The sequence below is a fragment of the Pseudomonas sp. BRM28 genome (assembly GCF_002939405.1).
GTDB classification, from domain to species: Bacteria; Pseudomonadota; Gammaproteobacteria; order Pseudomonadales; family Pseudomonadaceae; genus Aquipseudomonas; species Aquipseudomonas palmensis.
This window is the reverse complement of sequence record NZ_PEFV01000001.1, coordinates 114,867-131,076: the sequence shown is the minus strand read 5'-3', so window position 1 is coordinate 131,076 and position 16,210 is coordinate 114,867. Positions and strand designations below refer to the sequence as shown.

Genomic DNA, 16,210 nt, shown 5'->3' with positions numbered 1-16,210 from the left:
GGATTCCTTAAGTTGCCTGTGCGGCAGTGCGGGTTTGACGGCGTTGACGGCGTACCAGTTCACCGGCCAGGGCCAGATAGGCCAGGGCGCCACGGGACTGCTTGTCGTAGGCCAGGGCCGGCATACCGAAGCTCGGGGCCTCGGCCAGGCGGATGTTGCGCGGGATCACCGTATCGTAGAGCTGCTCGCCGAAGTGTTCCTTGAGCTGCGCGGACACGTCGTTGATCAGGCTCAGGCGCGGGTCGTACATGGTGCGCAACAGGCCTTCGATCTTGAGCTGCGGATTGAGCTTGGCAGCGATGCGCTTGATGTTATCCACAAGGTCGCTCAAGCCTTCCAGGGCAAAGTATTCACATTGCATCGGAATGATCACGCCATCGGCGGCCACCAGGGCATTGAGCGTCAGCATCGACAGCGACGGCGGGCAGTCGATCAGGATGTAGTCGTAACTCTCGCGGATCGGCGCCAGCGCTGTGCGCAGCCGGCTCTCCTTCATCTGCATTTCGAGCAGAACCACTTCGGCCGCAGTGAGGTCGCGGTTGGCCGGCAGCAGTTGATAACCACCGTGTTCGGACACGTGCATGGCCTGAGCCAGGTCGCACTCGCCGATCAGCAGGTCATAGACCGAATGTTCAAGGACGTGTTTATCCACACCGCTACCCATGGTGGCGTTGCCCTGTGGATCGAGGTCAATCAGCAGCACGCGGCGCTTGGTAGCCACCAGCGATGCAGCGAGATTGATGCAGGTGGTGGTCTTGCCCACACCACCTTTCTGGTTCGCGATCGCGAATACCTTAGCCATTCTTGCTTGTGTTCCCAGTCATGCCGTGCGGCGCAGTATCAGCAGATGGCGCTGGCCTTGGCAACCCGGAACGGTCAAGGCCTGCTCGCTATCCACTTTGAAATCTGCCGGCAATGCTACCAGCTCATCAGCCGGATGCAGCCCTTTCATTGCCAGCCACTGCGTCTGGGCGTCGCCAAGGTGGCGCGTCCAATTGGTGAAGTTCTCCATGCTGCTGAAAGCACGAGAAACAATTCCGGAGAAAGGCTGTTCCGGCTGGAACGCCTCGACCCGGCTGTGGATAACTTGCAGGTTATCCAGCTTCAGCTCCAGTTTCACCTGGGTGAGGAAGCGGGTTTTCTTGCCGTTGCTGTCCAGCACCGTGACCTGCTTGTGCGGATGCAGGATAGCCAGGGGAATGCCCGGCATGCCGCCGCCGCTGCCGACGTCGAGCCAGCGCTCGGTGTCGCTGTGGATAAACGGCATGACGCTCAGGCTGTCCAGCAGGTGGCGGGACACCATTTCGTCGGGATTGCGCACTGCAGTCAGGTTGTAAGCCTTGTTCCACTTGATCAGCAGCGCCAGATAAGCCAGCAGTTGCGCGTGCTGGGCCTCGCTCAGCTCGACACCAAGCTGGCGGGCACCTGTGGACAACTCCTGGGCGTGTTGAGGGGTGACCATAGAACTCAAGCGCTTTGCTCCAACTCGCGGCCTGCGCCGCGTTTTTTCAGGTGAATCAGCAACAGGGAAATAGCCGCCGGGGTCACGCCGGGAACGCGCGAGGCCTGGCCGAGCGTCTCTGGGCGGGCCTGGCTGAGCTTACCCTGAATCTCCTTGGACAACCCGGAAATACCAGCGTAGTCGATATCCTCGGGCAGGCGGGTGTCTTCGCTTGCCCGCAGGCGAGCGATTTCTTCCTGTTGCCGGTCGATGTAACCGGCGTATTTGGTCTTGATCTCGACCTGCTCGGCCACCTGTGGGTCGATTTCTCCACCGCCGGTCACTTCCACCAACCCGGCATAGTCGATTTCCGGGCGGGTCAGCAGGTTGAGAAGGTTGTATTCATGGCTGAGCGGCGTGCCGAACTTATCCACAATCGCCTGGCCCATCGCGGTATTGGGCTGAACCCAGGTGGACTTCAGGCGTTGCTCCTCGCGCTCGATGCTTTCGCGCTTGGCGCTGAACGCGGCCCAGCGTGCATCGTCGACCAGGCCCAGTTCACGGCCTTTTTCGGTCAGACGCAGGTCGGCGTTGTCTTCACGCAGAATCAGGCGGTACTCGGCCCGCGAGGTGAACATGCGGTACGGCTCCTGGGTACCCAGGGTGATCAGGTCGTCGACCAGCACCCCGATGTACGCCTCGTCGCGGCGCGGGCACCAGCTTTCGCGGCCCTGTGCACGCAGCGCGGCGTTGGCACCAGCCAGCAGCCCCTGCGCGCCGGCCTCTTCGTAACCGGTGGTGCCGTTGATTTGGCCGGCAAAGAACAACCCGCCGATGGCCTTGGTTTCCAGGCTGTACTTCAGGTCACGCGGGTCGAAGTAGTCGTATTCGATGGCATAGCCCGGGCGCACGATGTGCGCGTTTTCCATGCCGCGGATCGAACGCACCAACTGCAGCTGCACGTCGAACGGCAGGGATGTGGATATCCCGTTCGGGTACAGCTCGTGGGTATTGAGCCCTTCTGGCTCGATGAATACCTGGTGGCTCTGCTTGTCGGCAAACCGGTGGATCTTGTCTTCGATCGACGGGCAGTAACGCGGGCCGATGCCCTCGATCACGCCGGAGTACATCGGCGAACGATCGAGGTTGGAAGCAATGATCTCGTGAGTGCGTTCGTTGGTGTGGGTAATCCAGCAACTGACCTGACGCGGGTGCATGGCCTTGTCGCCCATGAACGACATCACCGGTATCGGGGTGTCACCGGCCTGTTCGGTCATCACCGAGAAATCTACCGAACGCCCGTCGATACGCGGCGGCGTGCCGGTTTTCAGGCGACCCATGCGCAGCGACAGCTCACGCATGCGGTGCGCCAGAGCGATGGCCGGCGGATCGCCGGCACGCCCACCGGAATAATTCTGCAGACCTATGTGGATAAGTCCGCTGAGGAAGGTACCCGTGGTCAGCACCACAGAATCGGCATGGAAACGCAGACCCATCTGCGTGACGACGCCGCGTACCTGGTCCTGCTCGACGATCAGGTCGTCACAGGCCTGCTGGAATATCCACAGGTTGGGCTGGTTTTCGAGAATCTCGCGTACCACGGCCTTGTAGATGGCGCGGTCGGCCTGGGCGCGGGTTGCACGCACCGCCGGGCCTTTGCGGTTGTTCAAAACGCGGAATTGGATACCGCTCTTGTCGGTAGCCAGGGCCATGACACCGCCCAGCGCATCGATCTCCTTGACCAGATGGCTCTTGCCAATACCGCCAATGGCCGGGTTGCAGCTCATGTGCCCGAGGGTTTCCACGTTGTGGGTCAGCAGCAGGGTTTTCACACCCATGCGTGCAGACGCAAGCGCAGCCTCGGTTCCGGCATGGCCGCCGCCGATGACGATCACTTCAAAACGGGAAGGGAAATCCACCACGCACCTCGTGCCTGTTTCGGGAATAGATAGGAATAACGCACAAGTATAGGGACTTACCCCCCTTCTAGGAACCGCTTGAACAAAATTTAACCAGCCTGTGGATGAGTGGCTGACAATAGAAATAAAGAGAGAGAAATTTATTAAAGCTTTGTTTTTATGTTTATTCTTAGTGAGGCACCTTTCTGTGGATAAACCTCTACAGGCCTTATTCCACCTTATGTACAGAGGTTCAAAAGGCTGTGGTCTAGTGGCCATGAGGGGTCTGGATAAGCGCCTTAAGCCTGTGGATGAAACACCTACTTATCAACAGGGGGAGTTATCTCCAGCCTTGAGGCCGGGTTATCAACCGAGCTGAGGCGGGGTTTTCCACAGGGCTTATTCTGCGGTTTGTGAGTAAGACAGGCACGCGAAAGCCCCCGGAGCGTTCCGGAATTCTCGGCAGGGGATAAAAAATTGAGGGGGATGACAGCCGACAACGAGGCCCTGGATCGGCCCCGTTGTGGATAAACGGACTACTTGCCGATGCAGAAGCTGGAGAAGATACGCCCTAGCAGGTCATCGGAGCTGAAGGCGCCGGTAATTTCGCCCAGGGACTGCTGGGCCTGGCGCAGATCTTCGGCCAGCAGCTCTCCAGCGCCCGCCAGGGTCAATTGCGCATGACCGTGGTCCAGGTGCGAACTGGCCTGGCGCAGGGCGTCCAGGTGGCGCCGGCGGGCACTGAAGCCGCTTTCGGCAGTCTGTTCGTAACCCATGCAGGCCTTGAGGTGATCGCGCAGCAGTTCCAGGCCCTGGTCGGCGCCCCTGGCACTGAGGGTGATGGTGACGTGACCATCGTCGGACAACTGCAGGCCCACGGGGTCGCCACTGAGGTCGGCCTTGTTGCGAATCAGCGTGACCTTGGCCGGGTCGGGGCGCTGTTCAAGGAATTCAGGCCACAATGCGAACGGATCATCGGCTTCAGGTGCCGTGGCATCCACCACCAATAGCACCCGATCGGCCTCGCCAATGGCTTTGAGGGCGCGTTCCACCCCAATCTTTTCCACATGGTCTTCGGTATCGCGCAGGCCGGCGGTGTCCACCACGTGCAACGGCATGCCGTCGATGTGGATATGTTCGCGCAGCACATCCCGGGTAGTACCGGCGATGTCCGTCACGATGGCCGCCTCGCGCCCGGCCAGTGCGTTGAGCAGGCTGGACTTGCCGGCATTCGGCCGCCCGGCGATCACCACCGTCATGCCATCGCGCAACAGCGCACCCTGCCCCGCCTCGCGCTGCACTGTGGATAAACTTTCGCGCACCTCCTCGAGCATGCGCAGGACGTGGCCATCGGCAAGAAAATCGATTTCCTCTTCGGGAAAGTCGATTGCCGCCTCGACGTAGATACGCAGGCTGATCAGTTTTTCGGTGAGGTTATCCACACGGCGGGAAAATTCGCCCTGCAACGAGCGCAGCGCATTACGCGCCGCCTGTGCAGAACTGGCCTCGATCAGGTCGGCGATGGCTTCGGCCTGCGCCAGGTCGAGCTTGTCGTTGAGAAAGGCGCGCTCGCTGAATTCGCCCGGACGCGCCAGGCGGCAACCCAGTTCCACGCAGCGCTGCAGCAGCATGTCGAGCACAACCGGGCCGCCGTGGCCCTGCAGTTCCAGCACATCTTCACCGGTAAAGGAGTTGGGCCCGGGAAAATACAGGGCAATGCCTTCATCCAGCACCAGGCCATCGTCGCCCTTGAACGGACCGTAATGGGCATACCGCGGGGTGAGCTCACGGCCGGTGATGGCCAACCCGGCCTTGCTGGCCAGCGGTCCGGAAATACGCACGATTCCTACACCGCCACGACCCTGGGCAGTGGCAATTGCAGTGATGGTTTCACGACGAGCATTCATCAGCGAAGGCCTCAGACAAAAACGACAGATAGCAAAACGCCCCACGAGGGGGCGTTTTATCCACAGGTTAGCTGGCTAACCCGTCAAGCGGTGGCTTTGTTGCTCGCCGCTTCGATCTTGCGGGTGATGTACCACTGCTGTGCGATCGACAGGCAGTTGTTCACAACCCAGTACAGCACCAGACCTGCCGGGAACCACAGGAAGAAGAAGGTGAAGATGATCGGCATCAGCTTCATCACCTTGGCCTGCATCGGATCCGGCGGCGTCGGGTTCAGGCGCTGCTGGATGAACATGGTCGCGCCCATGATGATCGGCAGGATGAAGAACGGATCCTTGATCGACAGGTCGGTAATCCAGAACATCCACGGGGCCTGGCGCATTTCAACGCTTTCCAGCAATACCCAGTAGAGCGAAAGGAAGACTGGCATCTGCACCAGGATCGGCAGGCAGCCGCCCAGCGGGTTGATCTTCTCTTTCTTGTACAGCTCCATCATGGCCTGCGACATCTTCTGCCGGTCATCGCCATGTTGCTCTTTCAGCGCGGCCAGTTTAGGTGCCACGGCACGCATGCGCGCCATCGACTTGTAGCTGGCAGCGGACAGCGGGAAGAACAGCAGCTTGATCAGCATGGTCAGGACGATGATCGACCAGCCCCAGTTGCCGAGCAGCTCATGGATATGTTGCAGCAGCCAGAAGATCGGCTGGGCAATGAACCACAGGATGCCGTAGTCGACGGTCAGCTCCAGGCCCGGGGACAGCGCCTTGAGTTTTTCCTGGCTCTTGGGACCGGCGTACAGCAGCGTGCTGGTTTCGCCCTGGGCGCCGGCAGCCACGTTCAGCTCCGGACCGGTGAACCCGATGATGTAGTTGCCCTGGCTGTCCTTGCGTGTCTGAACAACGTTGTTGTCCGACTTGTTGGGAATCCAGGCGGTCACGAAGTAGTGCTGCAACCAGGCAACCCAGCCGCCGTTAACATTTTCTTTCAAACTACCTTTGTCGATGTCCTTCATCGACACTTTCTTGTACGGCTCGGCACTTGTCCACAGGGCGGCGCCCAGATAGGTGGCGGTACCGGTGGCGGTGCTCGACGACGGATCGGAGCTGGCATCGCGCTTGAGCTGTGCAAACAGGTTGCCTGTCCACGGCTTGCCGCTCTGGTTGTCGATCAGGTGAGTGACTTTCAGGTCATATTCACCACGGTTCAGGGTGAAACGCTTGATGTAGTTCACACCCGCGTCGCTGAACTTGAGGTCGACGACCAGTTGGTTCTGGCCATCGGCCAGTTGATAACTTTTCTGCTCGGCGGAATACAGCGGGCGACCAGCGGCACGTGCATCGGGGCCGTTGGCACCGGTCAGGCCGCTCTGGGCCAGGTAAACGCGCTCGCCGCCGTTATCGAACAGCTGGAACGGAATTTCCGGATGGTCCTGGCGACGTGGATATTTCGGCAGGGTCAGCTGCGCGATATCACCGCCGTTGGGGTTGATAGCCAGGTCGAGGACATCGGTCTTGACCCTAATCAGGTCTGTGCTGACGGCAACCGGTGCAATTTCTGCAGGGGTGGTTTCAGCAGTGGCGCTCGGAACATCGGCGCTGGCGCCGGATGTGCCAACGGTCGGGGTATCGGGCAAGCCCGGCGCGACGGTGCTGGCAGCAGTATTCTGAGTCGGCAGGGCAGCCTGGCCGTAGTCCTGGTTCCACTTGAGGACCATGACATAGGACACGATTGCCAGGGCGGCGATCAGGATCGTGCGTTTAATATCCATGATTACTCGGCTATCGAAGAAGAAGTACGGGAAGTGGGAGCAGGCGGAACCGGGTCATAACCGCCGGCATTCCACGGATGACAACGCCCGAGACGACGAGCGGTCAACCATCCACCGCGCAATGCGCCATGTGTTTCGATGGCTTCAATCGCATAGGTGGAACAGGTCGGATAGAAACGACAGTGGCTGGCCATCAGAGGGCTAATGGCGTAACGGTAAAACTGGATCGGAACGAGTACCAGTTTACGCATCTGGACGGTCTACCCCTGCAGATTCGCTGTTAACCACTGGAGCGGGCCGACTGCGTGCAAGGCGCTTCCAGAGCTTGCCAAAATGTTGGTGCAATTCTGGGTTTTCTACGTCGCCCAGGCCTTTGCGCGCGACGATCACGATGTCCCAACCGGCCAGCAAATGCTGGTGGAGACGAAACGAATCGCGCATCAAACGCTTCAAGCGGTTGCGTTGAACGGAGAGCTTGACGCTCTTTTTCCCGATCACGAGCCCCAGGCGGGGATGATCCAGGCCGTTCTCGCGGGCAAGGAGCAAGAGACTCTTGCCTGGCACCTTGCCGGATGGAGAGTCAAAGACCGCTTTGAAGTGTCGGGGTGTCAGAAGACGCTTTTCCCGACTGAAGTCCTGACTCACCACCTGTGCCGAAAAATCAAACTGCCAGACGCTTACGGCCTTTGGCACGACGGCGGGACAGTACGGCACGGCCGTTCTTGGTAGCCATACGGGCACGGAAACCGTGAGTGCGGGCGCGCTTGATGGTGCTTGGTTGGAAAGTACGTTTCATGGCGTGTTACCTGGTTCGTCGACAACGGGCCGGAATGGCCCCCGTTTTAAGAGACCGGCGATTCTAGAGAAAGCAGCGCCATAGGTCAATTTCCAACCAGCTTTTCCTTATGGATAAAAAACCGGGCGCCTTCGCATGCTCGTCCACAGGCCTGTGCCCCGGATGACAGGGACACAGCCTTGCCGGACGCTTAAACATAGAAAAAAGAAGAGAAGGTATTTAAAGCTTTTTTGTAAATCTTATAGAACTTAGGCAGCTGTTTTCTGTGGATAGAACGCTACAGGCCTTGTTCTACGTACTGTACAGAGAAAAGAAACCCTGTCGGGAAGCGGTGCTCTGGCTGTGCTGTGCAGGCGCAAAAGCTGTGGATTAAAAGGCCTGTTATCCACAGCGCAGTTATCCACCGATTTCGACCCCCAGTTGTGCAAAGTGCTCAGGCATGGTTATCCACAGGGCTTATTCACAGCGGTAAAGTGACGTTTTTGCCACTAACCTGCTGATTTATCGCCACCCTCGACACACCTGCATGTGGATAACTGCGCTGGTGGTCGGTACAATGGCCGCTTGTTTTTGCCTCACCGGCGTTCAACTCAGGGGATATCCGTGTCAGTGGAACTTTGGCAGCAGTGCGTGGACCTTCTGCGCGACGAACTGCCTGCCCAGCAATTCAACACCTGGATCCGTCCGCTACAGGTCGAAGCCGAAGGCGACGAGTTGCGCGTCTATGCGCCTAACCGGTTCGTACTCGATTGGGTCAATGAAAAGTACCTGGGTCGCTTGCTCGAACTGCTGGGCGAACACGGCAACGGCATCGCCCCTGCGCTTTCGTTATTAATAGGCAGCCGACGCAGTTCGGCACCCCGTGCTGCGCCCAACGCACCGCTCGCCGCCTCGGTCGCCGCTTCCCAGGCCCAGCAGGCTGCCCAGGTCGCCGCCGTGGCAGCCCCTGCAGCGCCAGCACCTGTGCCGGCAGCGCCCCAGGTCGAAGATGCACCTTCGCGCGACAGCTTCGACTCGATGGGCGAGAACACTGCCGTGGTGGCGCCACCCAGCAGCCGTACCGAACAACGTACTGTGCAGGTAGAGGGTGCGCTCAAACACACCAGCTACCTGAACCGCACCTTCACCTTCGAGAATTTCGTCGAGGGCAAGTCCAACCAGCTGGCCCGCGCGGCAGCTTGGCAGGTCGCCGACAACCCCAAGCATGGCTACAACCCGTTGTTCCTCTATGGCGGGGTGGGCCTGGGTAAGACGCACTTGATGCACGCTGTGGGTAACCACCTGCTCAAGAAGAATCCGAATGCCAAGGTGGTGTACCTGCACTCGGAGCGCTTCGTCGCCGACATGGTCAAGGCGTTGCAGCTCAATGCCATCAACGAGTTCAAGCGCTTCTACCGCTCGGTCGATGCGCTTCTGATTGACGACATTCAATTCTTTGCCCGCAAGGAGCGTTCGCAGGAGGAGTTTTTCCACACCTTCAACGCCCTGCTCGAAGGTGGCCAGCAGGTGATTCTCACCAGCGACCGCTACCCCAAGGAAATCGAAGGCCTCGAGGAGCGCCTCAAGTCCCGCTTTGGCTGGGGCCTGACCGTTGCCGTAGAGCCGCCGGAGCTCGAGACCCGCGTTGCGATCCTGATGAAGAAGGCCGACCAGGCCAAGGTCGACCTGCCACATGACGCTGCGTTCTTCATTGCCCAGCGCATCCGCTCCAACGTGCGGGAACTGGAAGGCGCGCTGAAGCGGGTCATTGCCCACTCGCACTTCATGGGCCGCGATATCACCATCGAGTTGATTCGCGAGTCGCTCAAGGATCTGCTGGCACTGCAGGACAAGCTGGTGAGTGTGGATAACATTCAGCGCACAGTGGCCGAGTACTACAAGATCAAGATTTCCGATCTGCTGTCCAAGCGGCGTTCGCGTTCGGTGGCCAGGCCGCGTCAGGTGGCCATGGCCCTGTCCAAGGAACTGACCAACCACAGCCTGCCGGAAATCGGCGACGTCTTCGGCGGCCGCGATCACACCACGGTGTTGCACGCGTGCCGCAAGATCAACGAACTCAAGGAATCCGACGCGGATATCCGCGAGGACTACAAGAACCTGCTGCGGACCCTGACGACGTGATGAACGTCAGCGCGGCTTTTTTTAAGGCAAGGGACTAGACCATGCATTTCACCATTCAACGCGAAGCCCTGTTGAAACCCCTGCAACTGGTCGCAGGCGTCGTCGAGCGCCGCCAGACCTTGCCGGTATTGTCCAACGTGCTGCTGGTGGTCCAGGGCCAGCAACTGTCGCTTACAGGTACTGACCTGGAAGTGGAACTGGTTGGCCGTGTGCAACTGGAACACCCTGCCGAGCCTGGCGAGATCACCGTACCTGCACGCAAGCTGATGGATATCTGCAAGAGCCTGCCGAGCGAAGCGGAGATCAGCATCAAGGTCGACGAGCAGAAGGTCATCATCAAGGCCGGCCGCAGCCGTTTCACCTTGTCGACCCTGCCAGCCAACGATTTCCCCACCGTCGAGGAAGGCCCGGGTTCGCTGACCTGCACCCTGGAGCAGAGCCGCCTGCGCCGCCTGATCGAGCGCACCAGCTTCGCAATGGCCGTGCAGGACGTGCGCTACTACCTGAACGGCATGCTGCTGGAAGTCTCCACCGGCACTCTGCGCGCGGTCGCCACCGATGGTCACCGTCTGGCCATGTGCTCGATGCAGGCCGATATCGGTCAGGCTGATCGCCACCAGGTGATCGTGCCTCGCAAGGGTATCCTTGAGCTGGCGCGCCTGCTCACTGATCCGGAAGGCACCGTTGCCATCGTGCTGGGCCAGCAACACATTCGCGCCACTACTGGCGAATTCACCTTCACCTCCAAGCTGGTGGATGGCAAGTTCCCGGACTACGAGCGCGTATTGCCAAAGGGCGGCGACAAACTGGTACTGGGTGATCGCCAGGCACTTCGCGAAGCGTTCAGCCGTACCGCGATTCTGTCCAACGAAAAGTACCGCGGCATTCGTCTGCAACTGGCGGCTGGCCAACTGAAGATTCAGGCCAACAACCCTGAGCAGGAAGAAGCCGAAGAAGAGATCGGCGTCGACTACAACGGCGGTTCGCTGGAAATCGGTTTCAACGTGAGCTACCTGCTCGACGTGCTGGGCGTGATGACCACCGAACAGGTTCGTCTGATCCTGTCCGATTCCAACAGCAGCGCCCTGCTGCAAGAGGCGGACAATGACGATTCTGCATACGTCGTCATGCCGATGCGCCTGTAATTTGTCCAGCACTCGCTAGATGTCCCTCAGTCGCGTTTCAGTCACCGCGGTGCGCAACCTGCACCCGGTGACCTTCTCCCCCTCCCCCCGCATCAACATCCTGTATGGCGCCAACGGCAGCGGCAAAACCAGCGTGCTGGAAGCCATCCATTTGCTCGGCCTGGCCCGTTCATTTCGCAGCACTCGCCTTACACCGGTCATCCAGTATGAAGAACTGGCGTGTACGGTATTCGGTCAGGTCGAACTGAATGAAGGTGGTTACAGCAACCTGGGCATATCGCGGGAACGGCAAGGGGATTTCACCATTCGCATCGACGGGCAGAACGCCCGCAGTGCCGCCCAACTGGCAGAGATACTGCCGCTGCAACTGATCAACCCGGACAGTTTTCGCCTGCTCGAAGGTGCGCCCAAGATTCGCCGGCAATTCCTGGATTGGGGTGTGTTCCACGTGGAACCTCGCTTCATGTCCACCTGGCAGCGCCTGCAGAAGGCCCTGCGGCAGCGGAACTCATGGTTGCGGCATGGTACACTTGACGCTGTTTCGCAAGCAGCCTGGGACCGGGAGTTATGCCTGGCCAGTGCGGAAATCGACGAGTACCGCCGTAATTACATCAAAGCGCTGAAACCCGTCTTCGAACAAACCTTGAGCGAATTGCTGGAGCTCGAGGGGCTGACCCTGAGTTACTACCGAGGGTGGGACAAGGACAGAGACCTCAGTGAGGTCCTGGCTGGCTCGCTCCATCGGGATCAGCAGATGGGCCACACACAGGCAGGTCCGCAACGTGCGGATCTGCGGCTCAGGTTAGGCGCCAACAACGCGGCCGATATCCTGTCTCGCGGCCAGCAGAAACTGGTGGTGTGCGCACTGCGTATCGCCCAGGGGCATCTGGTCAGCCAGGCACGCCGCGGCCAATGTATTTATCTGGTGGATGACCTGCCGTCCGAATTGGACGAGCAGCACCGTCGTGCACTTTGCCGCTTGCTGGAAGACTTACGCTGCCAGGTGTTCATCACCTGTGTAGACCACGAATTATTGAGGGAAGGCTGGCAGACGGATACGCCAGTTGCCTTGTTCCACGTGGAACAAGGCCGTATCACCCAGACCCACGACCATCGGGAGTGAAGGCATGAGCGAAAATCAAACGTACGACTCCTCCAGCATTAAAGTGCTCAAAGGGTTGGATGCCGTACGCAAGCGTCCCGGTATGTACATTGGCGACACCGATGATGGTAGCGGCCTGCACCACATGGTGTTCGAGGTGGTCGATAACTCGATCGACGAAGCCCTCGCCGGCCACTGTGACGACATTACCGTAATCATCCACCCGGATGAGTCCATCACCGTTCGCGACAACGGCCGCGGCATCCCGGTCGATGTACACAAGGAAGAAGGGGTTTCCGCCGCAGAGGTCATCATGACCGTACTGCACGCCGGCGGTAAGTTCGACGACAACTCCTACAAGGTATCCGGCGGCCTGCACGGTGTGGGCGTCTCGGTGGTGAACGCGCTTTCCGAAGAGTTGATCCTCACCGTTCGCCGCAGCGGCAAGATCTGGGAGCAGACCTACGTTCACGGTGTACCGCAGGCTCCGATGAAGATTGTCGGCGACAGCGAAACCACCGGCACCCAGATCCACTTCAAGCCATCGTCCGAAACCTTCAAGAACATCCACTTCAGCTGGGACATCCTGGCCAAGCGGATTCGTGAACTGTCGTTCCTCAACTCTGGCGTAGGCATCCTGTTGAAGGACGAACGCTCGGGTAAGGAAGAGGAATTCAAGTACGAAGGTGGCCTGCGCGCATTCGTCGAATACCTGAACACCAACAAGACTCCGGTGAACGAAGTGTTCCACTTCAGCGTTCAGCGCGAGGATGGTGTGGGTGTGGAAATCGCCCTGCAGTGGAACGACAGCTTCAACGAGAACCTGTTGTGCTTCACCAACAACATTCCGCAGCGCGACGGCGGTACTCACCTGGTGGGTTTCCGTTCGGCGCTGACGCGTAACCTGAACAACTACATCGAGCAGGAAGGTCTGGCCAAGAAGAACAAGGTCGCGACCACCGGTGATGATGCCCGTGAAGGCCTGACCGCAATCATCTCGGTGAAGGTGCCTGATCCCAAGTTCAGCTCGCAGACCAAGGACAAGCTGGTTTCGTCCGAAGTCAAAACTGCGGTGGAACAGGAGATGGGCAAGTACTTCTCCGACTTCCTGCTGGAAAACCCGAACGAAGCCAAGGCTGTGGTCGGCAAGATGATCGACGCTGCGCGCGCCCGTGAAGCGGCCCGTAAAGCGCGTGAAATGACCCGTCGCAAGGGCGCGCTGGACATTGCCGGGCTGCCGGGCAAGCTTGCCGACTGCCAGGAAAAAGACCCTGCCCTCTCCGAACTGTACCTGGTGGAGGGTGACTCCGCAGGCGGCTCGGCCAAGCAAGGTCGCAACCGCAAGACCCAGGCTATCCTGCCGCTCAAGGGCAAGATCCTCAACGTCGAGAAAGCACGTTTCGACAAGATGATTTCGTCCCAGGAAGTGGGCACGCTGATCACCGCACTGGGCTGTGGCATCGGCCGCGAAGAGTACAACATCGAGAAGCTGCGCTATCACAACATCATCATCATGACCGATGCTGACGTCGACGGTTCGCACATCCGTACCCTGCTGCTGACCTTCTTCTTCCGTCAGTTGCCGGAGCTGGTCGAGCGCGGCTACATCTACATCGCGCAGCCGCCGCTGTACAAGGTCAAGAAGGGCAAGCAGGAGCAGTACATCAAGGACGACGAGGCCATGGAAGAGTACATGACCCAGTCAGCCCTCGAAGATGCCAGCCTGCACCTGGACGAGTCCGCGCCACCGGTTTCCGGTGTCGAGCTGGAGCGTCTGGTCAACGAATTCCGTACCGTGATGAAGACTCTCAAGCGTCTGTCGCGCCTGTACCCGCAAGAGCTCACCGAGCACTTCGTGTACCTGCCGGCCATCTCGGTGGAGCAGCTGTCCGACCACGCGCACATGCAGAACTGGCTCGCCAGGTTCGATGAGCGCCTGCGCAACACCGAGAAGTCGGGCTTGCTGTACAAGGCAAGCCTGCGTGAAGACCGCGAGCGCAACGTGTGGCTGCCAGAAGTGGAAATCACTTCCCACGGCCTTGCCAGCTACGTGACCTTCAACCGCGACTTCTTCGGCAGCAACGACTACCGCACCGTGACCGCGCTGGGCGCCCAGCTTGCCACCCTGCTGGGTGAAGGTGCCTACGTGCAGCGTGGCGAACGCAAGAAAGCCATCACCGAGTTCAAGGAAGCCCTGGACTGGCTGATGGCCGAAAGCACCAAGCGTCACACTATCCAGCGCTACAAAGGGCTGGGCGAGATGAACCCGGACCAGCTGTGGGAAACCACCATGGACCCGACTGTGCGCCGCATGCTCAAGGTGACCATCGAAGACGCGATCGCTGCCGATCAGATCTTCAACACCCTGATGGGCGACGCCGTGGAACCGCGCCGCGAGTTCATCGAAAGCAACGCCCTGGCGGTATCCAACCTGGACTTCTGACCGGTTGCAGTACCTCTGAAAGCGGGCAGTTATCCACAGTGACAACGCCCTCGAAAGGCCAACCCTCAGGGGTTGGCCTTTTTGTTTTCCTGCCTAGGTGCTGCTGCGCCCAAGGCGTGAGCACTCAAGAAACACCCAGCTCGCGCAGGCGCCGATACAGGGTGCGCTCGCTCAGCCCCAGGTGGCGGGCAAGCTCGCTGCGCGATCCTTCGAAGCTGTCCAGCGCCTGGGCGATGTCGCGCAATCGGGTATTCGAGCGGCGTGGGGCACTGACGGGCGAGTCGGCTCTCAGCTCCGTGGGCAGGTGCTCGGCGCGGATGATGCCGTCGTCGCTGAACAACCTCGCCCGCTCCAGAATGTTGCGCAGCTCGCGGATGTTGCCGGGGTAGCGGTACAGCCCCAGCAAGGTCATGGCCTCCTCGTCGACCCGCGGCGCAGCGGACCCGGCCAGGCGCTGCAGCAGGGTCTCGATCAGCAGGGGCAGGTCTTCGAAGCGCTCGCGCAGTGAAGGCAGGCGGATCGGGAAGCCGCTGATACGGTAGTAGAGGTCTTCGCGAAAGCTGCCGGCGGTGGCCATTTCCTTGAGGGGCTTGTGGGTGGCCGAGATCAGGCGGAAATCCGAATGCACCGTGCGCAGGCTGCCCACCGGGCGAAAGCTGCCCGACTCGATCAGGCGCAGCAGCTTGACCTGCATCGCCAGCGGCACCTCACCGATCTCGTCGAGAAACAGGGTGCCGCCATGGGCGGCTTCGGCCAGGCCGATCTTGCGCTGGTTGGCACCGGTGAATGCGCCCTTCTCGTAGCCGAACAGCTCGCTCTCCAGCAACGTCTCGGTCAGCCCCGTGCAGTCCACCACCACCAACGGACCGCTGGCACGCGGGCTGCTGGCATGCAGGGCGCGGGCGAACAGCTCCTTGCCGGTACCGGACTCCCCTTGCAGCAGCACCGGTATCTGCGCCGGCGCGGCCCGCTGGACACCGGCAAGGGCCTCCTGGAAGGCCGCCGAACGCCCTACCAGACCGAACTGCTGCGGCTGTGCCGACGCCACGGCGATGCTGGTCAGGCGTTCGACAAAGGCGATCACTTCACCCTGCTCGTCCAGGATCGGGCGCAACTCCACGTCCACATGCTCCGGCCCGCGCGGGGTGTGATGCACATGCAGCACCCGCTCGGGGGTGCGGCTGTGCCTGGCCTTGCGCATCGGGCAGTGCTCGCCCGCCTGGTCGCACGGCACCGCGTAGTGGTGCGAGACGTGGTGGCACTTCTGGCCGATCGGCGCGGCGCCCACCACCCCGAATTGATGCAGGTACGCGGTGTTGGCGGCAAGAATGTTGTACTGCAGGTCGAGCACGATGCTCGGCTGAGGTTCGTGTTCGAGGTAGGACACCAGCGCCTGCAGGGCGGGGCTGGCGGGTGTGTCGGGGTTCATGGGCATGACGGCACCAGGGGCAAGGCAGGCCCGCAGCTTAACCGAACGCCACGCCCACTGCCAAAAACTGCCAGCCTCTGCCAACCAGCTGACAGAACCGTGGCAGGCAGTTTCGGCCAGAGGGTCCAGACTCAGGTAAATCGGGCGTGCTGGCCGGGGGCA

At 60.3% G+C, this 16,210-nt stretch carries 13 protein-coding genes; 4 read left to right on the top strand and 9 right to left on the bottom strand.

Annotated elements, in window-relative coordinates; all coding sequences use genetic code 11:
• Positions 1-7: 7 nt before the first annotated feature.
• The 8 genes from CR917_RS00620 to rpmH form a co-directional block, all read right to left on the bottom strand.
• Positions 8-802, bottom strand: a complete 795-nt coding sequence (locus CR917_RS00620) for a ParA family protein (RefSeq protein WP_043860671.1) — start codon at positions 800-802, stop codon at positions 8-10.
• Between the two features lie 18 nt (positions 803-820).
• Entirely contained in the window at positions 821-1,471 is a 651-nt protein-coding gene (gene rsmG, locus CR917_RS00615; RefSeq protein WP_058541972.1) for a 16S rRNA (guanine(527)-N(7))-methyltransferase RsmG, read from the bottom strand.
• Positions 1,468-3,360, bottom strand: coding sequence for a tRNA uridine-5-carboxymethylaminomethyl(34) synthesis enzyme MnmG (mnmG, locus tag CR917_RS00610; protein ID WP_054916064.1), 1,893 nt, complete (start codon positions 3,358-3,360; stop codon positions 1,468-1,470). The genes rsmG and mnmG overlap by 4 nt, the downstream gene beginning before the upstream one ends.
• A gap of 515 nt (positions 3,361-3,875) precedes the next feature.
• Positions 3,876-5,246, bottom strand: coding sequence for a tRNA uridine-5-carboxymethylaminomethyl(34) synthesis GTPase MnmE (mnmE, locus tag CR917_RS00605; RefSeq protein WP_104571758.1), 1,371 nt, complete (start codon positions 5,244-5,246; stop codon positions 3,876-3,878).
• 83 nt (positions 5,247-5,329) lie between these two features.
• A complete protein-coding gene (gene yidC, locus CR917_RS00600; RefSeq protein ID WP_104571757.1) occupies positions 5,330-7,012 on the bottom strand; it encodes a membrane protein insertase YidC in 1,683 nt (560 codons plus the stop codon).
• Positions 7,013-7,014: 2 nt separating this feature from the next.
• A complete protein-coding gene (gene yidD / locus CR917_RS00595; protein ID WP_078481305.1) occupies positions 7,015-7,263 on the bottom strand; it encodes a membrane protein insertion efficiency factor YidD in 249 nt (82 codons plus the stop codon).
• Positions 7,256-7,660, bottom strand: a complete 405-nt coding sequence (gene rnpA, locus CR917_RS00590; RefSeq protein WP_196933215.1) for a ribonuclease P protein component — start codon at positions 7,658-7,660, stop codon at positions 7,256-7,258. Before rnpA ends, yidD begins: the two co-directional genes overlap by 8 nt.
• 13 nt (positions 7,661-7,673) lie before the next feature.
• Complete coding sequence (gene rpmH, locus CR917_RS00585; protein ID WP_002551315.1) at positions 7,674-7,808, bottom strand: 50S ribosomal protein L34; 135 nt, start codon at positions 7,806-7,808, stop codon at positions 7,674-7,676.
• 603 nt (positions 7,809-8,411) lie between these two features.
• Between rpmH and dnaA the strand changes: the two genes are divergently transcribed.
• From dnaA to gyrB, 4 genes are read left to right on the top strand one after another with little or no spacing between them, the layout of a single operon-like run.
• On the top strand, positions 8,412-9,929 hold the full coding sequence (dnaA, locus tag CR917_RS00580; protein ID WP_058541975.1) for a chromosomal replication initiator protein DnaA: 1,518 nt from the start codon (positions 8,412-8,414) through the stop codon (positions 9,927-9,929).
• 41 nt (positions 9,930-9,970) lie between these two features.
• Complete coding sequence (dnaN, locus tag CR917_RS00575; RefSeq protein WP_043860677.1) at positions 9,971-11,074, top strand: DNA polymerase III subunit beta; 1,104 nt, start codon at positions 9,971-9,973, stop codon at positions 11,072-11,074.
• 19 nt (positions 11,075-11,093) lie between these two features.
• Positions 11,094-12,197 (top strand): DNA replication/repair protein RecF, encoded by a 1,104-nt coding sequence (recF, locus tag CR917_RS00570; RefSeq protein WP_104571756.1) that lies wholly within the window; start codon positions 11,094-11,096, stop codon positions 12,195-12,197.
• Between the two features lie 4 nt (positions 12,198-12,201).
• A complete protein-coding gene (gene gyrB / locus CR917_RS00565; RefSeq protein ID WP_054916057.1) occupies positions 12,202-14,619 on the top strand; it encodes a DNA topoisomerase (ATP-hydrolyzing) subunit B in 2,418 nt (805 codons plus the stop codon).
• Between the two features lie 124 nt (positions 14,620-14,743).
• Here gyrB and CR917_RS00560 read toward each other — a convergent pair whose 3' ends face one another.
• Positions 14,744-16,054 (bottom strand): sigma-54-dependent Fis family transcriptional regulator, encoded by a 1,311-nt coding sequence (locus CR917_RS00560; protein ID WP_104571755.1) that lies wholly within the window; start codon positions 16,052-16,054, stop codon positions 14,744-14,746.
• Positions 16,055-16,210: the final 156 nt, after the last annotated feature.

Excerpts from the sequence above, each read along its gene's own strand:
- CR917_RS00620 (WP_043860671.1), bottom strand. The coding sequence starts at position 802 with ATGGCTAAGGTATTCGCGATCGCGAACCAGAAAGGTGGTGTGGGCAAG.
- mnmE (WP_104571758.1), bottom strand. The coding sequence starts at position 5,246 with ATGAATGCTCGTCGTGAAACCATCACTGCAATTGCCACTGCCCAGGGT.
- yidC (WP_104571757.1), bottom strand. The coding sequence starts at position 7,012 with ATGGATATTAAACGCACGATCCTGATCGCCGCCCTGGCAATCGTGTCC.
- yidD (WP_078481305.1), bottom strand. The coding sequence starts at position 7,263 with ATGCGTAAACTGGTACTCGTTCCGATCCAGTTTTACCGTTACGCCATT.
- rpmH (WP_002551315.1), bottom strand. The coding sequence starts at position 7,808 with ATGAAACGTACTTTCCAACCAAGCACCATCAAGCGCGCCCGCACTCAC.
- dnaN (WP_043860677.1), top strand. The coding sequence starts at position 9,971 with ATGCATTTCACCATTCAACGCGAAGCCCTGTTGAAACCCCTGCAACTG.
- recF (WP_104571756.1), top strand. The coding sequence starts at position 11,094 with ATGTCCCTCAGTCGCGTTTCAGTCACCGCGGTGCGCAACCTGCACCCG.
- gyrB (WP_054916057.1), top strand. The coding sequence starts at position 12,202 with ATGAGCGAAAATCAAACGTACGACTCCTCCAGCATTAAAGTGCTCAAA.
- CR917_RS00560 (WP_104571755.1), bottom strand. The coding sequence starts at position 16,054 with ATGCCCATGAACCCCGACACACCCGCCAGCCCCGCCCTGCAGGCGCTG.